This is a genomic window from Aquisphaera insulae (genome assembly GCF_011064615.1).
Taxonomy (GTDB): domain Bacteria; phylum Planctomycetota; class Planctomycetia; order Isosphaerales; family Isosphaeraceae; genus Aquisphaera; species Aquisphaera insulae.
This window is the reverse complement of sequence record NZ_JAALJH010000018.1, coordinates 57,482-74,443: the sequence shown is the minus strand read 5'-3', so window position 1 is coordinate 74,443 and position 16,962 is coordinate 57,482. Positions and strand designations below refer to the sequence as shown.

Genomic DNA, 16,962 nt, shown 5'->3' with positions numbered 1-16,962 from the left:
GCCGGTCGGCGCCCGCCTCGGCAGGAGCTTTGTGCTCGCGGGCGGAATTCGCATCGGCATCGGGCAATCGAAGCTGCGGCTGAGCGGTGCGAGATGAGGAGACCGAGTCGCTCCTCTCTCCGTCAATCCTCCATTGTCGCATACGACTCCAAAAACCCGCACTTCGGGCAGCAGTACGTTGCCACCTGGCGTTTCTTTCGACCGTTGAGCTTTAAGCCAGTCCAGAAAGACCATTGCGGTGGGCCCTCGACCCACTTCTCGGCCGACTGGAAGTTGTGCGCCTGATCGAGGATGAAACCCTCTTCCATCGGCTGGCTGCACTTGGGGCATTTCGGGGTTTTCATGAGTTCTTCCCGCTTGACCGATGCGGGGAACGCGCGGTCATCGCCACGACGCGAAGACACCTCACGGCCTGGTATGCATTCGTCACGCTGGCTTTCTTATTTGGAGGATGAGGAACCCGACAGGGGACGTCCCCGCGTCCCTTGAAGGCCGCCGCGCCGGGCCGATAGAATGTTCATCGGCGTCTCAACGAACCGGCCGGCTCCGTCCCGGTTGCTCGCAGGGTCTGGTCACTCTCATGCCCGATAGCGATTATTACGAGGTCCTCGGCGTGGCTCGCGACGCGACGCCGGAGGCGATCAAGAAGGCCTATCGGGCGATGGCGCGGAAGCACCATCCGGACGTGAATCCCGGTGACAAGGCGGCCGAGAAGAAGTTCAAGGAGGTCCAGCAGGCCTACGACATCCTCTCCGACCCGGAGAAGAAGGCCCTCTACGACCGCTACGGCAATGCCGCCTTCGAGGGCATGGCCGCCGCCGGGCCGCGGACGAATGCCTCGGACTGGACCTCCCAGTTCGGCGGCCACGGGTATGAGAACGTGGATTTCTCCGACTTCTTCCGCCAGTTCAACCAGGGGCAGGGCCCCGGGGCCGGAGGCGGCGGCGAGGAGGGGGGCGCGGGGATCTTCGAGGACCTGCTCGGCCGCATGCGGTCGAGCCGGGGAGCGTCCCGACCACGAGCGGGGCGAACGCTCGAGGCGAACCTCTCCATCCCCTTCCTGACCGCGGTCCGCGGCGGCGAGACCTCGATCAACGTCTCCCGGAGCGACGGCTCCGCCGAGAGCCTGGTGGTCAAGATCCCACCGGGGGTCGACAACGGCTCCAAACTCCGGCTCAAGGGGCAGGGGGAGGCCGCGACCAAGGGGGGCCCGCGTGGGGACCTGACGATCGAGATCTCCGTCGAGCCGCACCCCTACTTCAAGCGTGACGGCCGCGATCTCGTGGTCGAGGTTCCGATCGGCGTGGCCGAGGCGATCCTCGGGGCGAGGATCGAAGTCCCATCCCTCGACGGCATGAAGTCGCTCCCCATCCCCGCGGGCTCCTCGTCGGGCCAGAAGCTGCGGCTCAAGGGGCAGGGGATCCCGGCCTCCGGTGGCAAGGCCGCCGGCGACCTCTTCGTCCAGCTCAAGGTCGTCGTCCCGAAAAACGTCGACGACGCCAGCAAGAAGCTCATCGAGGAGTTCGCCGATCGGAACAAGCAGAACCCACGCGCCGGACTCTGGTGAGCGGGGGCCGTCCCCACGATCGCGAGCCCGATCGCACATCGAAGCAAGCAACCAAGGGGGAGAGCCCAGCCGGGTCCTCGCGGTCATGACTCGACCATTCGTCCCTCGCGACCTCGTCGCCAGAGAACTCTCGGTCTCGACCCACGCCCTCGTCAAGTACGAGCGGCTCGGGCTCATCCGCGCCTCGCGCGAGGATCAGGTGGAAGGCTACGAGCCGTCGGAGGTCCGGAGGATCTGGACGATCGTCAGCTTCCAGCGAGACCTCGGGATCAACCTCGCCGGCGTGGAGGTCATCCTCCGCCTCTGCGACCGGATGTCCCGGCTCCACGATCGGCTGGGCGGACTCGCGGGGGAGCTCTCGGAGATCCTGGATCGGGGCGAAGTCATCGAGGACGCCGAGCCCGCGGAACCTCCCGCGATCCCGATGCCGGGCCCCCGGCGCGATCGCCATGGTTGAGCAACCGGGATCGGCCGGGCCGGGGCCTGAGCCCGAACCACGCCGGAGCCGGCTGGGTCGGATCCTCGCCGAGCATCCCGAGGCGCGGCCGAGGGTCCGAAGCGCCGTCTTCAGCCTGCTGGCCACAGCCCTCGCCACGATCGCGATCGTGGGCCTGTTCCTGATCTGGCACCTCCGGCGACGCGCGCGGATGATCCGAGAGCGGCTGGCCCCGCCCAGGAGGGTCTCGCTCCCCGACCTCACGGCCAAGGACGAAGAAGACCATGGAACCGTCGCCAGCGAATGAACCCCTTCCCGGGATCGAAGCCGCCAATCCGGGTGACGAAGCCGGTTTGTCACGCGCAAGGTTCCGGCCCCACGAACGGATCAAGGCCCCGGCGGATTTCCGCCGTGCGTTCGACCGCCGCCGGAGCGTCTCCGACGCGCTCTTCGTCATCTACGGCGTCGAGAATGGCCGCGATCACGCCCGGCTCGGGATCTCGGTCTCGCGCAAGAAGGTCCGCAAGGCCTCGGCGCGGAACCGTCACAAGCGGCTCATCCGCGAGGCCTTCCGCCTGGGCAAGGAGGAATTCCCGCCGGGCATCGACCTGGTCGTCATCCCCCGCCCCGGCGAGCCGGATTTCGACGCCGTTCGGGCCTCGCTTTCGAAGCTGGTTCGCGACCTGGCCCGACGCCTCAGGCTCCCGCGTCCCAAGCCCGTCGGCGAGGTCGCGCCATGACCTCCGGGGCGCTCCGGTCATCGCTTTCCTGGCCGGGCAAGCTCGCGGTCGCCCTCCTGCTCGGCCTGATCCGCGTCTACCAGCTCACGCTCAGCCCGCTGCTCGGCGACGTCTGCCGATTCCGGCCCAGTTGCAGCCGCTACATGGCCGAGTCGCTCCGGAAGTATGGGTTCGTCAAGGGCCTCTTCCGCGGCCTGAAGAGGTTCTCGAAATGCCATCCCTGGCACCCCGGCGGCTACGACCCGCCCTGACCGACGCGTCCTTGTGGGGCGTACCTCCAGGCCTTAGGCTGAGGCAAGGCGGCCGCTTCCCCGGCCGCACGCCTCCCATAGGAAAGAAGGACGTCTCGATGAAGCTCCCCAGACCTGATTCGGCGGCTCGGTCCGTTCCATGCCTGATCGCCTTCCTCATCATGTCGGTCGCCACCGTCGGGGCCGACGAGTTGCGAGTCTCGGCGCTCGACCTGTCCGGTGTCACCCAGGGATGGGGCAATCCCGGCAAGGATCGCAGCGTCGACGGAAACCCGCTGAAGATCCAGGGTCGAGCCTTCGATCACGGCCTCGGCACGCACGCCGAATCCCGGCTGGTCGTCGACCTCAAGGGCTCGGCGACCAGGTTCCACGCCTGGGTCGGTGTCGACGACGAGGTGACCGGCCAGGGCGCGGTCGAATTTCGCCTCGTCGGCGACGGCAAGGCCCTCTGGTCGAGCGGCGTCTTGAAGACGCATGATCCCGCCAGGGAGGTCGACGCCAACCTGACAGGCGTGAAGCGGCTGGTCCTCCAGGTCACGGACGGCGGCGATGGCATGAACTTCGATCACGCCGACTGGGCCGACGCAACGATCACCTACGAGGGGGCGAAGCCCGCGCTCCTGGTCGTCCACGAGGAGCCGTACATCCTGACGCCCCGACCGTCCCCCTCGCCGCGGATCAACGGCGCGAAGGTTGTGGGCGTGCGGCCCGGCAGCCCCTTCCTTTTCACGGTCGCGGCCACCGGCCGGAAGCCGGTCACCTTCGCGGCCGAGGGCCTGCCCGAGGGCCTCTCGCTCGACCCGGCCACCGGAATCATCACCGGATGTACCGCGGCGAAGGGCGAGCACAAGGTCAAGGTCACGGCGACCAACGCCCTGGGCTCGGCGACGCGTGAGCTCAGGATCGTCGTCGGCGACCGGTTGGCCCTCACGCCGCCGCTCGGCTGGAATTCCTGGAACTGCTTCGCCGGCGCCGTCAACGAGAAGAACGTCCGCGACGCCACCGATGCCTTCGTCAACGCCGGCCTCCGCGATCACGGCTGGACGTATATCAACATCGACGACTTCTGGATGACCAAGAGCGGCGACAGCGACCCGACGCTCCACGGCCCGGAGCGGGACGCGGCCGGCAAGATCAACTCCAACCCGCGGTTCCCGGACATGAAGGGCCTGGCCGATTACATCCATTCGAAGGGCCTGAAGGCGGGCCTGTACTCCTCGCCCGGCCCGACGACCTGCGGCGGCTGCCTGGCCAGCTACAAGCACGAGAAGGAAGACGCCGAGCGGTTCGCCGAATGGGGCTTCGACTATCTCAAATACGACTGGTGCAGCTACGGCAACGTCGAACACGGGTCGGGCCGCGACTACTACAAGAAGCCATACGACCTGATGGGCCGGATGCTCCGCGCCCAGCCCAGGGACATCCTCTTCAGCCTCTGCCAGTACGGCATGGACAACGTCTGGGAGTGGGGCGGTGAGGTCGACGGCAACTGCTGGCGGACCACCGGCGACATCACCGACACCTGGGGCAGCATGGCGGGCATCGGCTTCAAGCAGGACGGCCACGAGAAATTCGCCGGCCCGGGCCGCTGGAACGACCCGGACATGCTCGTCGTCGGCTGGGTTGGCTGGGGCCCGGCACTCCACCCCACCCACCTGACCCCCTCGGAGCAGTACACCCACATCACCCTCTGGTCGCTCCTGTCCTCGCCGCTCCTGATCGGCTGCGACCTGACCCGGCTGGACGACTTCACGCTCAACCTGCTGACCAACGACGAGGTCCTCGACGTCAATCAGGATCCGCTCGGCCGCCCGGCACACCGCGTGGTCAAGCGGTCAAACGAGACCGAGGTCTGGGCCCGCCCCCTCGAGGACGGCTCGATCGCCGTCGGCCTGTTCAACCTGAGCGAGGACGAAGCGACGGCCACCGTGAGCTGGTCCGAGATCGAGGCGAAGTCCCCGAAGGCCGTCCGCGACCTCTGGCGGCAGAAGGACCTCGAGGTCAGCCCCGAGGGCTACACCGTGAAGCTGCCCCGCCACGGCGCGGCGCTGATCAAGGTCACGCCGGGGGCGTGACGAAGGAGAGCACGAGATACGGACCGGGCCGCGCCGGTCAGTAACCGGCGCGGCCCATCATCTTTCATCTCGGCTCAACTCGCCCGCTCCACCCGGACCGTGACGATGTCCCAGCCCGGCACGGTGATCGGGCCGTCCAGGTCGGACAGGGGCTTCTCGCTGGTGTTGCTCAGCGAGGTCTTCTTCGAAACCCCGTCGGACCATTTCAGGTCGACGGTGCGGTCCTCGCCGGAGGCGCCGTAGAGGCGGACGATCCAGGCCTTGCCGTCGTCGCTGGGCTTGAGGGAGACGACGTTCACGCCCTCGCCGGTCACCCGGACGAGCGGGGTGCCGGACGGCTTCGGCCCGCGGGCCAGGGTCGCCACCAGGGGCTGGCTCAGGCCGGTCGCGAACCGCGAGGCCGTGGCCAGGTCGAGCGCACCGTGCGGCCTGAGGGCGTAGCGGAAGATCACCGGGCCTTCCTGGTAGGCGCGGTAGTTCGTGTGCCAGTGATTGTTCATCACCCACGAATAGATCTGCTGGGTCGGCTCGATCGTCTTTCGCCACGGCTCCTGCGTCTGGATGGATCCGAGCAGTCGCCCCGACAGCTCGCCGAGCTCCACGAGCGGCGCGTCGAGCGTCACCCAGGTCACGCCGGCGGCCGGGCTCGACACATCGGCCCAGCGACCGATCGGGATGTCGTTCTTGCAGGCGCTCGGGATCTGATCCACCTCGGGCCGAATCACGCCGATGGGCAGGTCGAGGAGCATCTTGCCCCCCGGGACGTTGAGCGGGAAGGCGAAGTTGACGCTCTCCTTGCCTTCCTTCGCCATGTAGCTGGCGGCCTCGAGCCGCTTCTTGTCCACGGTGTTGGACAGCTCCACGCGATCGAGACCGGCGATCACCCGGACCTCGCGGCGGAGCGAATGGCAACCCGGCGCGGGGGATTCGACGACGATCGTGGCGACGATCGGTCCGTTGTCCACGACCTTGATCGTCGGCGCCCCGGACGTCTTGACGCCCTTCAGGTCATCGCCGATCAGGTACAGGTATTCGTTGAGCTGATGTCCCGACGAGGGATCGACGAGGTTGCCGTCGATGCCCTTCGCGTGCAGCTCCGCGACGCCGCCGGTGCGCGGGTCGATCTTCGCCTGGATCAGGCCGTTGTCGAGCGTGCCGTCCTTCGCCGAGGCCGCGACCGCCCCCGCGGGTAGCGGCGTGGCGGGACCGGCCGCGACCGTGTACCGACGGCCGCTGAACGGCGGGACGTCGGTGGCGACGAACACGAGGTCGCCGCCGGAGAGCCGCTGCGAGGGGACCGGCCGGCCCTGGTCGTCGAGGACCCTGTCCATCTGGCTGGCGACCGTGGACAGGACCTTGGGCACGAGGACGAGGTCGGTTCGCGGCCAGGACGACGAGTTGTAGACGTCCACGTCGTTGCTCAACGCCGCCTCATCGTTGCCGGGGCGGGACCGCCGGGCGAGGACCTGGTCCACGAGCTGGCGGGACCGGACGTCGGCGCCGACCGCATACGAGGACTTCATCCGCCACTGGTCCTGGGTCAGCGGGATCGAGGGCTCGGTGATGCTGCAGTGGGCCCCCCAGGTGTGTTCCGAGTAGAGCAGGACATTCTTCCAGGTCGCGTCGAAGGCCCGCGCCGGGAAGCCGGCCGGATCGATCATGCTCCAGAGCGCCTCGGCCTGCGTGAGCCGGTCGGCGTTCCAGCGGTTGAGGCTCGTCTCCAGGGCCGTCGACCCCGCGCCGTCTTCCCAGTAAGGCGTCCAGTCGCCGCGGACGACCGGGATCTTGTCGGCGTAGCAGGTCTCGAGGGCGCGGAATGCCTCGGTCGTCGAGGAGATCTTCAGCTTGGGCCATTCGTGCTCGGCGTTCCACTTCTTGACCGATTCGCAGAGGCCCGGATCCGGAGCCGCGTTGTCGCCGTGTCCCGACCATCGGAGGTAGGCGATGTCGTAGGGGTAATTGATCTTGTCCAGCTCCGCGACGTAGTCGTTGATGTACTTGGGCGTGAGCTCGTGGATGAGGTGCGAGAGCGCATAGCCCTTGGTGGAGAGCCAGACCAGGACCTTCTCCTTGCCCGAGGGCGAGGCCCAGTAGAACGGCCTGTTCTCCCATTTCGCCAGGACGCCGCCCACCCGGTCGATGTAATTCGTCCCGGGCGAGAAGTACCTGATCCCGGCCTGGTTGAGCGCCGTGACCGTGCCCCAGGTGTGGCCGGGGACGTCGCTGGTCATGGCCGCCTCGATCGGCACGCCGGTCAGGTCCGCGATCTTCGTGCCCTCGCGGAAGAGGCGCAGCAGCTCCTCGGTCCGGCAGAGGCCCGTCAGCTCGTTGAGGTACATGCCGTGGAGGGCGACGTGGCCCTGCTTGACGGCGTCGATGAATTCCGCCTTCTGGGCGTCGCCCAGACGATGAAGGAAGAGATCGGCCGCCCACAGGACCTCCACGTTCCAGACGAACCGGGCGCCCTCCGGATTGCCGGCGGTCCGCTTCGCCAGCGCGATGCCCTGGAGCAGGTTGTCGACCTGCTTCTTCTCGATCTGGGTCTGGATCTCCGTGTAGCCGATGTCGGTGTGGGAGTGGGGGACGATGTAGACCGTCAGTTTCCTCGGCGGCTTGGGCGCCGCGGGGCCGTCCCCGGCCCGGACCGGCGCGGCAACGGCCAGCACCGCAAGCCCGACGAGCACGGCCGCGACGCGCGTGCAGGCCCGTACGGCAAACGTCTTTCGGATGTTCATCGCATCTCTCCTGGATGGATCACTGCGTCCGGGGGCCGGCCGTCGTCGTCCGGAGCTTCTCTCTGGCGCAGTCCAGGGCGTGAGCCGGGGGCGGGGGCCCGCACGGCCACGTCGCACGAGGCGGGGGAAGGCAGGTCGTCCGCAACCTTGAGGGGCGGGCGATGAGGTCATCCTAACTCCCCGGCGGGCGCGATGCCATCATCTGCCCCCTCGGCCAGGTCACGGCTCGCGCGTCAGCTCATCCAGCAGGAAGATGACGCTGCGATAGTCCTTGCCGGTTGCCAGGTTCATGCCGATCTCGCAGGTCCGGTTGCTCGAGACGTAGCGGTCGAATTCGCGGCCGGAGAGCTCGGCCGCCTGCTCGGCCGTCGCCGCATGGGTCAGCTCGGGGTGGAGGAAGCCGCGGTCGCCGGCGAACCCGCAGCAGGTGGCGTGGATCGGAGTCACGACCTCCTCGGCAAGGGACCCGGCCAGCTCCTGGAGCTTCTTGACGATCCCCATGTGGTGGGTCGAGCAGACCGGGTGCAGCGCCGCCGAGCCGACCCGGCGCCGGACCTTCAGCCGCGGCAGCAGATGATCGTTCGCCCAGACGATCGAGTCCAGCAGGGTCAGCTTCTGGTGCCGCTCGCGGTTCTCCGGCGTGAGGTAGGAGAGCACCTCGGTCTTGATGCCGAACGAGCACGAGCTGGCATCGCAGACGACCGGCAGGCGGCCGGAGTCGCTCCAGGCCCACATCCGCTCGACGAGGTGGTTGGCCATGTAGGTGTTGCCGTCCTCGTAACCCTTCGAGTGCCAGACCGTCGCGCAGCAGGTCCCGGCGATGTCGCCCGGGATCCAGAGCGGCAGGCCGGCCCGCGCGGAGACGGCGACCATCACCTCGGCCAGGCCGGGCAGGGCGGACGAGCCGTCGGAGTTGCCGAACATCCGGTTGACGCAGGCGCAGAAATAGACCGCCGCCGCGCCGTCGCGGGCCGTGGCGGGGAGCTTCGCCTTCGAAGCCCCGGGGATGTTGGGCAGCCACCCGGGTATGAGGTCCTTGCTGACGACCATCCGCGCGGCCGAGGTCAGCCCCTGCGCCGGGATGCCCCCGATCCATGCCTGCGCGGCGTGATTCAGCGTGAGGGCCGCGCGGCCCGCCTTCTCGATCGAACCCCAGTGCCTGGCCACGCCCTCGGCCACGCGTTCCTGCCCGCGCGTGTGCTCCTCGTGGCGGAACTGCTTCATCAGGTTGCCGGTGTTGATCCCGACCGGGCAGGCGAGCGCGCACGTCCCGTCGCCGGCGCAGGTCTCGATGGCCTGGTACTCGTAGTCGCGGAGGATCGCGGCGGTGACCTCGGAACCGGCCGGCTGCCGCATCATCTCGCGGCGGAGGACGATCCGCTGCCGGGGCGTCGTGCTCAGGTTGCGGCTCGGGCAGACCGGCTCGCAATAGCCGCACTCGATGCAGCGATCGACCTCGTGCTCCACGGTCGGGATCGTGTGCAGGTTGGCCAGGTGCGACTGCGGATCGTTCGAGAGGACCACCCCCGGATTGAGGATCCCCTCGGGATCCGCCAGCCGTTTGAGCTTCCACATCAGGCCCGTGAGCTTGGGCCCCCACTCGCGCTCGACGAACGGGGCGACGTTCCGGCCGGTGCCGTGCTCGGCCTTGAGCGAGCCGTCGTACTTGCCGACGACGAGCTCCACGATGTCGCGCATGAAGCCGTCGAAGCGGGCGATCTCGGCCTGTTCGTTGAGCGAGGGCGTGATCAGGAAGTGGAGATTCCCCGCCGAGGCATGCCCGAAGACCACGCCGTCGTAACCATGGCGTCCGAACGTGGCCTGGAGGTCGATCGTGCCGTCGGCGAGCCGATCCTTCGGGAAGCAGACGTCCTCGAGGATGACCGACGTCCCGCTGGGGCGGGCACCGCCCACCGAGGCCAGGAGCCCGTTGCGGACGTTCCACATTAGCGCGGCGACTGCCGGATCCTTCGTGAACTCGGCCGGCTCCAGGAGCGGGATCCCGGCGAGGACCTTCCCGGCGAGTTGCTCGACCTCGGCCCGCCGCTCCGGCGACGGCTCGCGGAACTCGACCAGCAGGGCGGTGGCCTTCGGCGGCAGGGCCCGCCACCGCTCCGGCACGCCGGGCCGGCCCTGGACCGCCCGGATTGAGGCCCGGTCGGACATCTCCACCGCGGCCGCTCCCCGCTCGACGAATGGCCCGACGGCCGCCGCCGCCGCGTACATGTCCGGCAGGATCAGCATCGAGGTCAGGCGATACTTGTCGTCGGGAACGGTGTCGAAAACCGCCTCGGCCAGGAACGCAAGCGTCCCCTCGGAACCCACGAGCACGCGGCGGAAGATATCCAGCGGGGTCGACCCGTCCAGGAAGGCTTCCATGTGATAGCCGGTCGTGTTCTTGATGCGGTACTTCTTCCGCATCCGCTCCGTCAGCTCGGCGTCGGCCTCGATCTCCCGCTTGATCTCCATCAGCCCCTTCGCCAGCTCCGGTGCGGCGGCGGCGAACGCGGCCTCGGCGTCCGACGCGGCGGTGTCGATCCGGCGGCCGTTCGCCAGCAGGAACGACAGCGAGCGGATGGTCCGGTACGAGTTCTGGGCCGTGCCGCAGCACATGCCGCTGGAGTTATTGGCGATCACGCCGCCGATCGTCGCCACCGCGCCGCTGGCCGGGTCCGGGCCCAGGCGGTAGCCATAGGGAGCGAGCGCGAGGTTGGCGCGGAACATCACCGTCCCGGGCCGGACGCGGATCCGCCTGCCGCCGTCCTCCACGCTCCAGCCGGCCCAGTGTCGTTTCGCCTCGATGAGGATGCCGTCCCCCTGAGACTGGCCGCTGAGGCTGGACCCGGCGGACCGGATCGTCACCGGCAGCCTCTTCCGCCGGGCGTATTCGAAGATTCGCGCGACCTCGTCCGTATCGCGGGGGAAGACGACGACCTTCGGCAGCATCCGGTACGGGCTCGCGTCCGACGCGAACATGACCAGGTCGATCGTCCGCGACAGGACCCGATCCTTGCCCACGATGGCGGCCATGTCCTCGCGGAGCCACGCGGGCGTCCCCTCGGCGACCTCGACCGGGGCGTGATCTCGAGCGGGGACGTGGTCGCGGGGCGCGATCCGGAACGGGTCGGGCTGGAGGAGCTTGTGCATTCGTTCCTCGGAGGGAAGGCGGGCGGACGCGCCGCGAGGAGGCAGGGCACCGAACCGGTGTCTTGCCCCTGATCTTAGCAGCCCCCGGCGATGGTCGCCATGAAACGACGGCCCGACATGGCACCTTCGGCACAATCGACACAACCCACAGAAGCCCCTGCGATTCTCGCAACCGACCGGGATGAAGAAGGCCGATATAGGAGCCAGGCGCGGCCCGTCAGCCGGGACGTTGCGAACGGACAACGGCCAGGTCAAGGAGTCCACGTCTCGTGCCCGACCGTCCTTCCGCCAGGTATCGCCCGAACCTCGAGAGCCTCGAGGCGAAGCAGCTCCCGAGCACGGTCGCGAGCGCGGCCGGGCATCGAGTCGCCGCCGAGACGTCACGGCAGGCCCATCCGTCCGCGGTGAAGCCGAGCCACGGCTACCTGATCTACCGGATCACCAACCCGGACCGGTTCAACTCGGTCGTCAAACCTCCCTTCCACCAGGTCATCGTCCAGCGCGACCAGCCGATCCCCGGCCAGACATACAACGTGCTGTCGGTCGTCGTCCGCAACGGCACCGCCCGGACGTTCGTCGCGGCGGACGGCCTGGAGGTGAGGCTCTCCCAGCAGAATTACACCACGCCGATCCTGACGGGCGATCAGCAGTGGAAGCCGGGGGAGTGGATCGTCTTCTACGTCCTGACGAAGAAGTACTACCCGGTCCCCTCGCAGGTGAAATCCGGCTTCCTGTTCAACCTCGACGGCGCGCGGTCGGTGGCGATCCCCGGCCCATCCGGGATCTTCCAGCGGGTCAAGTACGACCCGGCGACCTTCGCCCGAACGCTCGACTGGATCACCGCCTTCGGCCCCGGCTCGCAGGGAGGCGCGGGGTACAAGTACGGCCTGCCCGTCACGAACGTCGCCGAGTTCGTTTCCGCGAAGACGAACCGGATCGATTTCAGCGGGTATTTCTGACCGGTCGCGGTGTGCCTCGCGTCGCGTGACGCCCCGATTCCAGGAAAGCACAGGAGGAGCAGGATCATGCCGTCGAGAGCCAGGACCGCGACGAGACTGGTGGTGATGCTGGCCGGAGCGGTCGGCTTCGCGGGGATCGCGAATCGAGCCCTCGCCGACGACGTCCGGCGGTGCGCCCGGGGCTGCAAGCTCCCGCACGCCCATCATGGCGAAGCGACCATGCCGGCCGCCGGGACGCTCGGCTACGGGCCGCCGGGCATTCATCCGGGCTTCCAGGGCTTCGGCCTGAACTGGCACCGCGGATACGGCTACGGCGGCCAGGCCCTGGGGACGGGCGCCGAGGGAGGCTATCCGTTCTACGGCGGCCCCGGCTACCCGCACCCCGCGCCGAGGCTGCGACGGATCGGCGGGATCAACCCGTTCCCGCACTTCATGGGCCCCGGCGGCCCGACCCCGACCTGCCCGAACTTCTACGGCGAACCCGGCCCCCTGGCCGGCGACAACCCGGTCGTGCAGATCGTCGGCGCCCCGCCCGAGTCCGACTACGGCCGCTTCCACGGCGTCCTCCCCTATCCCGAGTCGACCTTCGCCCCCTTCAGCTCCGCAGCCGGCGGCGGCCCCACGAGCCTGGGCACGACGCCCCCGGGCCGGTAACTCGCCCGCTCGGGCGCGGCCCTGAAGGCTCCCGCCCGGGCGGGAGCACCGTCGCGATCAACCGAACGTGGATCGCTCTCGGATTCGGAACCGATGTTGCCGAGATCAATCGAACTGGATGGTTTGACGGATTCGCAAGGCGTCCCGTGCCATGGTTCCCGCGACGATGAGGCAACGCACCGGCCCCGGCGCATGGTGACGAGACCTCGCCCCCGGGCGAAGCTCATTCGGCTCGTGGCGTAAGGATGGTTCAAATCGCGATCCACGAACCACGGACGAGGAGACTCGCATGTTGTCACGGGCCCTGCGGCTGGCCGCGTAAGTCGGGGTCCAGATGGCGAGCCCTCCCGCGATGGCGGACATCACGGCGGTCTACTCGCTCGGTCCGGCGGGCGTCTCCGGCGACATCTTGAGCTTTGACGTCAACCTGAACTTCGCCCCCTCCGGCACCGAGTCGAGCTACGAGCTCGGCTCTTCGGCCTGGACGTCACGCCCAGCAGCGGCGCCCTGACGGGGAGCGGAGCGGATTTCTCGGCCTTCTCCTTCGCCCTGGATAGCGCCCAGTTCGGCGGCGATAGGGCCCTGATCAGCGACTTCGGCCGCGGGCCAATTCGGGCGCGGTGCAGTACGCCGCGATCGTCGATCTCCTCCCCTCCGGCAACTACCTCCTCGGCATCCTCTCCGTCGACCTCACCAAGGCCGGCCTGTCATGGCCCCTGGTCCAGGCGCTGGCCGTCTCGATCGAGGGCGTCGATTCCCGGGCCGGCGCCCAGGATCCCGACGACTACAGCACCTTTACGTAGACAACCAACGGTTGCTGGATGGGCTGGGCGGGTGCAACGACGCCTGGTCGCTGTTGCGGTTCCTGGACGACCCGTCGATCGAGCCGACGAACAACCGCGCCGAGCGGGCGTTGCGGCCGGCGGTGATCGCGCGGAAGGTGTCGCACTGCACGAAGACCGAGCGGGGCACGCGGGCGTTCGAGGCCTGGACGAACGTCCTGGCGACGCTGTCGCGGACCCTCGCGGGCCCGGAGCTGCTCGACGCCGTCGTCCGGCTCATCCATCCCGTCGCCCCTCGGCTCGCCTGATCGCCCCCCGGCTCGTCAATCAATTACGCACAACAACTCAAAGAGGACTGATCGGCCCCGAAATATGCCTGTCAGAAACGATGCTTTTCACCCTTAACCGCCGTAAATCGATCGAGTACACATCATGGTGACCAGCGTCAGACAGCGCGGTCATCCTCTGGTGGACGCCTATCAAGAAGCTCAGGCGAGCGATCGGTTCAACCCTCCAAGATCTTCCTTGAGCGCCTCTAAGATCGGCTTGTCCGGTGTGGCTGCTTTCCGGGCGTCGACCGCAAGATCGTTGTCAGAGAGACCCTTCAAAGGCAACCAAGAAGTGGAAGACCACCGGAAAGCATGACGCTGGACGGGGCTTGCTCTCGGACCACCGCGGTCCCGAAGTGTTCCACCACGGCTGGCTGCCCAGAGACTCTTTATCCCGTTTGACCGTCGTGGCTTGCGAGATGAAGCGGGCTTTTAGGCGCAAAGAAAAGAGCCTGCGTTGATCGAACGCAGGCTCTTTCAGTTCGTGTTGTCAGCGGAGAGGGTGGGATTCGAACCCACGGTACATGTTACTGTACACGGCATTTCCAGTGCCGCACCTTCGGCCTCTCGGTCACCTCTCCGTCCTCGTAACGAGTTGTCAGATCGCCTCTTTGCGGTCATCCCCTTGCATGAGCAGCCATCAACGGCCGGAGCAAGTGGATGATGGCAGAGCGATCGACTCAGGTCCTAGTTTAAGGGGCTTCGGGCATTCAGGCAATCCACCTTTCGGGCCGATCGAACGATCGCCGCCAGATTGCTGTTCCGGGCGGACCAGCGGCCTCCGAACATCCTCCGGGCGAGGCGAACCTGACTTCCCGACGGATTGTCGGTTCTCAGGGCCGATTGGGCGGCCCTTCAACGCTTCATCGGCATCGAGGATGATGCTCTACGCCCCTGCACCCATCCCGCGATCCCGGATCGAGAGCGCCATGCTCCTGACGATTACCACCACCCACCGGCCCGCCGCGGATCTCAGCTACCTGCTGCATAAGCATCCGGGGCGGTTCCAGACCTACGAGCTGAGCTTCGGTAAGGCACATGCCTTCTATCCCGAGGCGTCGGCGGAGCGCTGCACGGCGTGCCTGCTGCTGGACGTGGACCCGGTCGGCGTGGTCCGGGGCAGGGGAGCCGGGGAAGGGCTGCTGGACCAGTACGTCAACGACCGGCCGTATGTCGCCTCGTCGTTCCTCAGCGTCGCGATCTCCCAGGTGCTCGGCACGGCGCTCCAGGGCCGATGCAACGATCGGCCCGAGCTGGCGAGGACGCCGATCCCGCTCGAGGCCCGGCTTGACGTCCTCCCCGTCCGCGGCGGCGAACCCTTCCTCCGCGCCCTCTTCGAACCGCTCGGCTACCGCGTCGAGGCCACACGGCATCCGCTCGACGATCGGTTCCCGGAGTGGGGCGAGGGCCCGTACTACTCGGTGACGGTCGCCGGCGATGTCACGCTCTCCGCCCTGCTCACGCACCTGTACGTCCTGGTCCCCGTCTTCGACAACCAGAAGCACTACTTCGTGGGCGACGACGAGATCGAGAAGCTCCTGACCAAGGGGGCCGGCTGGCTGGCCAACCATCCCGCGCGGGAGGCGATCACCCGCCGCTATCTCCGGTCGCAACCGAGCCTCTACAGGCAGGCCCTCGCCCGGCTGGTCGAGGAGGAAGAACCCGCGGAAGCGAGCACGAACGAGGAGGAACCGCGACGGAGCGACCAGGCCGAAAGCATTCTCGAGAAGCCGTTGAGCCTCCACGAACAGCGGATCGGCGCCGTCCTGGCTGCACTCCGGTCGAGCGGAGCCCGACGGGTCCTTGACCTCGGCTGCGGCGAGGGGAAGCTGCTCCGAGAGCTGCTCAAGGATCCCGAATTCGCCGAGATCGTCGGCATGGACGTGTCGATCCGCTCGCTGGAAAATGCCCGCGACCGATTGAAGCTCGACCGCCTTCCCGAGCGCCAGGCGGCCCGCATCAAGCTGCTCCACGGCTCGCTGATCTACCGTGATCGGCGACTAGAGGGGTTCGACGCCGCGGCCGTCGTGGAAGTCGTCGAGCACCTGGACCCGCCCCGGTTGGCCGCCTTCGAGCGAGTCCTGTTCGCGTTCACCCGGCCATCCACGATCATCCTCACGACGCCCAACCGCGAGTACAACGTGACCTGGGAGAACGTCGGGGCCGATCGCCTCCGCCATCCCGACCACCGTTTCGAGTGGACAAGGGCTGAGTTCCACGCCTGGGCGGAGAGGATCGCCGCTCGGCATGGTTACGAGGTCCGCTTCCTGCCGATCGGGCCGGTCGATGACCGGCTGGGGCCCCCGACGCAGATGGGAGTCTTCCATCGTGACTGAAGACGCGCCGATCACCGTCGCTTGGCCCCTGAACCCGCCCGACGATCCGCGAACGGTCGATGAGCTGATGACGTCGGCTCTCTGCGAGAGTGACGAGGATCTTACCTGGCAAGCCATCTCGATCCTGCAGTGGAGAGGATCGCGAGAGATCATGGACCGGGCCGTCGCGCTCTGCCGAAGCACCTGTCCGGTCGAGCGTCGTGTCGGGGCACACATCCTCGGGCAGCTTGGCCTGCCCGAACGGACATTTCCGGAGGAATGCTACCGCACGCTTCGCATGATGATCGAAGCAGAGCGGGATGAGGAGAGTCTAGCCGCTATCATGACGGCCCTGTCGCATCTCAGGCGGGAGGAAACGGCCGCGATCGCAGGCCGTTTCCGAAAGCACGGGAATCCCGACATCCGCCACGCCGTCGCCTTCGCGATGACGGGTCTCGCGAACCCCGAGGCCGTTGCGGCACTGATCGAGCTGACGCGTGATCCGGTCGACTACGTCCGGGACTGGGCGACGTTCGGGCTCGGATCGCAGACGGACCTGGACACGCCGGAAATCCGCGCGGCCCTCGCCGCCCGACTGGCCGACGAGGATCTCGAGACGAGGGAGGAGGCGATCCTCGGCCTCGCCCGTCGGGGCGATCGGAGGATGCTGCCGATGCTCCGCGAGGAGCTTGCCGCGGGTCTGATCGGGTCGAATCTCATGGAGTCCGCAGCCCTGATTCGCGCCCCCGAGCTGTATCCGCTTCTCGTCGCCTTTCGCGGTCAGCCAAATGTTCGCGAATCGGAGCTCGAAGAGGCGATCCAGGCGTGTTCAGTGGAGGGTTCAGACGCTGGGGAGTCATCGTGAATCACGGCGTCGTCATGTTCCATCATACGGCCAGCCCGGACTCGCGAATCTGGGGCCTGGCTTGTTCTCGAGGCCAGGACATCGCGCTTTACGCAGAGGATCGGCTT

At 67.8% G+C, this 16,962-nt stretch carries 16 protein-coding genes and 1 tRNA gene; 13 read left to right on the top strand and 4 right to left on the bottom strand.

What is annotated here, in order from left to right; translation table 11 throughout:
• Positions 1-122: 122 nt before the first annotated feature.
• Positions 123-344, bottom strand: coding sequence for a PF20097 family protein (locus tag G6O54_RS38805; RefSeq protein ID WP_369432139.1), 222 nt, complete (start codon positions 342-344; stop codon positions 123-125).
• 236 nt (positions 345-580) lie between these two features.
• Between G6O54_RS38805 and G6O54_RS12630 the strand changes: the two genes are divergently transcribed.
• From G6O54_RS12630 to G6O54_RS12605, 6 genes are all read left to right on the top strand, one after another.
• Positions 581-1,567, top strand: coding sequence for a DnaJ C-terminal domain-containing protein (locus G6O54_RS12630; protein WP_165225627.1), 987 nt, complete (start codon positions 581-583; stop codon positions 1,565-1,567).
• 85 nt (positions 1,568-1,652) lie between these two features.
• The gene (locus G6O54_RS12625; protein WP_165225624.1) at positions 1,653-2,024 is read left to right on the top strand and encodes a chaperone modulator CbpM; all 372 of its coding nucleotides are present in this window, start codon (positions 1,653-1,655) and stop codon (positions 2,022-2,024) included.
• Complete coding sequence (locus tag G6O54_RS12620; protein ID WP_165225621.1) at positions 2,017-2,310, top strand: hypothetical protein; 294 nt, start codon at positions 2,017-2,019, stop codon at positions 2,308-2,310. Before G6O54_RS12625 ends, G6O54_RS12620 begins: the two co-directional genes overlap by 8 nt.
• A gap of 46 nt (positions 2,311-2,356) precedes the next feature.
• Positions 2,357-2,743 carry a ribonuclease P protein component gene (rnpA, locus tag G6O54_RS12615; protein WP_250846862.1) on the top strand — a complete coding sequence of 129 codons (387 nt, stop codon included), beginning with the start codon at positions 2,357-2,359 and terminating at the stop codon, positions 2,741-2,743.
• Positions 2,740-2,994 carry a membrane protein insertion efficiency factor YidD gene (gene yidD / locus G6O54_RS12610; protein WP_165225615.1) on the top strand — a complete coding sequence of 85 codons (255 nt, stop codon included), beginning with the start codon at positions 2,740-2,742 and terminating at the stop codon, positions 2,992-2,994. Before rnpA ends, yidD begins: the two co-directional genes overlap by 4 nt.
• Before the next feature lie 98 nt (positions 2,995-3,092).
• Entirely contained in the window at positions 3,093-5,069 is a 1,977-nt protein-coding gene (locus G6O54_RS12605; protein WP_165225612.1) for an NPCBM/NEW2 domain-containing protein, read from the top strand.
• Positions 5,070-5,143: 74 nt separating this feature from the next.
• Here G6O54_RS12605 and G6O54_RS12600 read toward each other — a convergent pair whose 3' ends face one another.
• Together G6O54_RS12600 and G6O54_RS12595 are read right to left on the bottom strand one after the other, a co-directional pair.
• On the bottom strand, positions 5,144-7,804 hold the full coding sequence (locus G6O54_RS12600) for a glycoside hydrolase family 38 N-terminal domain-containing protein (RefSeq protein ID WP_165225609.1): 2,661 nt from the start codon (positions 7,802-7,804) through the stop codon (positions 5,144-5,146).
• A gap of 219 nt (positions 7,805-8,023) precedes the next feature.
• The gene (locus G6O54_RS12595) at positions 8,024-10,951 is read right to left on the bottom strand and encodes an FAD-binding and (Fe-S)-binding domain-containing protein (protein WP_165225606.1); all 2,928 of its coding nucleotides are present in this window, start codon (positions 10,949-10,951) and stop codon (positions 8,024-8,026) included.
• Between the two features lie 269 nt (positions 10,952-11,220).
• Here G6O54_RS12595 and G6O54_RS12590 point away from each other — a divergent pair, with 269 nt between their 5' ends.
• The 5 genes from G6O54_RS12590 (at position 11,221) to G6O54_RS39040 (ending at position 13,654) form a co-directional block, all read left to right on the top strand.
• Positions 11,221-11,910, top strand: a complete 690-nt coding sequence (locus G6O54_RS12590) for a hypothetical protein (RefSeq protein WP_165225603.1) — start codon at positions 11,221-11,223, stop codon at positions 11,908-11,910.
• Between the two features lie 66 nt (positions 11,911-11,976).
• The gene (locus G6O54_RS12585; protein ID WP_165225601.1) at positions 11,977-12,564 is read left to right on the top strand and encodes a hypothetical protein; all 588 of its coding nucleotides are present in this window, start codon (positions 11,977-11,979) and stop codon (positions 12,562-12,564) included.
• 352 nt (positions 12,565-12,916) lie between these two features.
• Positions 12,917-13,075: a hypothetical protein gene (locus tag G6O54_RS12580; RefSeq protein WP_165225599.1), complete on the top strand. Its 159-nt coding sequence runs from the start codon at positions 12,917-12,919 to the stop codon at positions 13,073-13,075.
• 109 nt (positions 13,076-13,184) lie between these two features.
• A complete protein-coding gene (locus G6O54_RS12575) occupies positions 13,185-13,367 on the top strand; it encodes a hypothetical protein (protein ID WP_165225597.1) in 183 nt (60 codons plus the stop codon).
• 11 nt (positions 13,368-13,378) lie between these two features.
• Entirely contained in the window at positions 13,379-13,654 is a 276-nt protein-coding gene (locus G6O54_RS39040; protein WP_165225595.1) for an IS66 family transposase, read from the top strand.
• A 515-nt stretch (positions 13,655-14,169) separates the two neighbouring features.
• Here G6O54_RS39040 and G6O54_RS12565 read toward each other — a convergent pair.
• A tRNA-Ser gene (locus G6O54_RS12565) sits at positions 14,170-14,256 on the bottom strand.
• 348 nt (positions 14,257-14,604) lie between these two features.
• On the opposite strand from G6O54_RS12565, the gene G6O54_RS12560 reads away from it, so the two are divergent.
• A complete protein-coding gene (locus tag G6O54_RS12560; protein WP_165225593.1) occupies positions 14,605-16,011 on the top strand; it encodes a 3' terminal RNA ribose 2'-O-methyltransferase Hen1 in 1,407 nt (468 codons plus the stop codon).
• A complete protein-coding gene (locus G6O54_RS12555) occupies positions 15,962-16,855 on the top strand; it encodes a HEAT repeat domain-containing protein (RefSeq protein ID WP_250846861.1) in 894 nt (297 codons plus the stop codon). Before G6O54_RS12560 ends, G6O54_RS12555 begins: the two co-directional genes overlap by 50 nt.
• Positions 16,856-16,962: the final 107 nt, after the last annotated feature.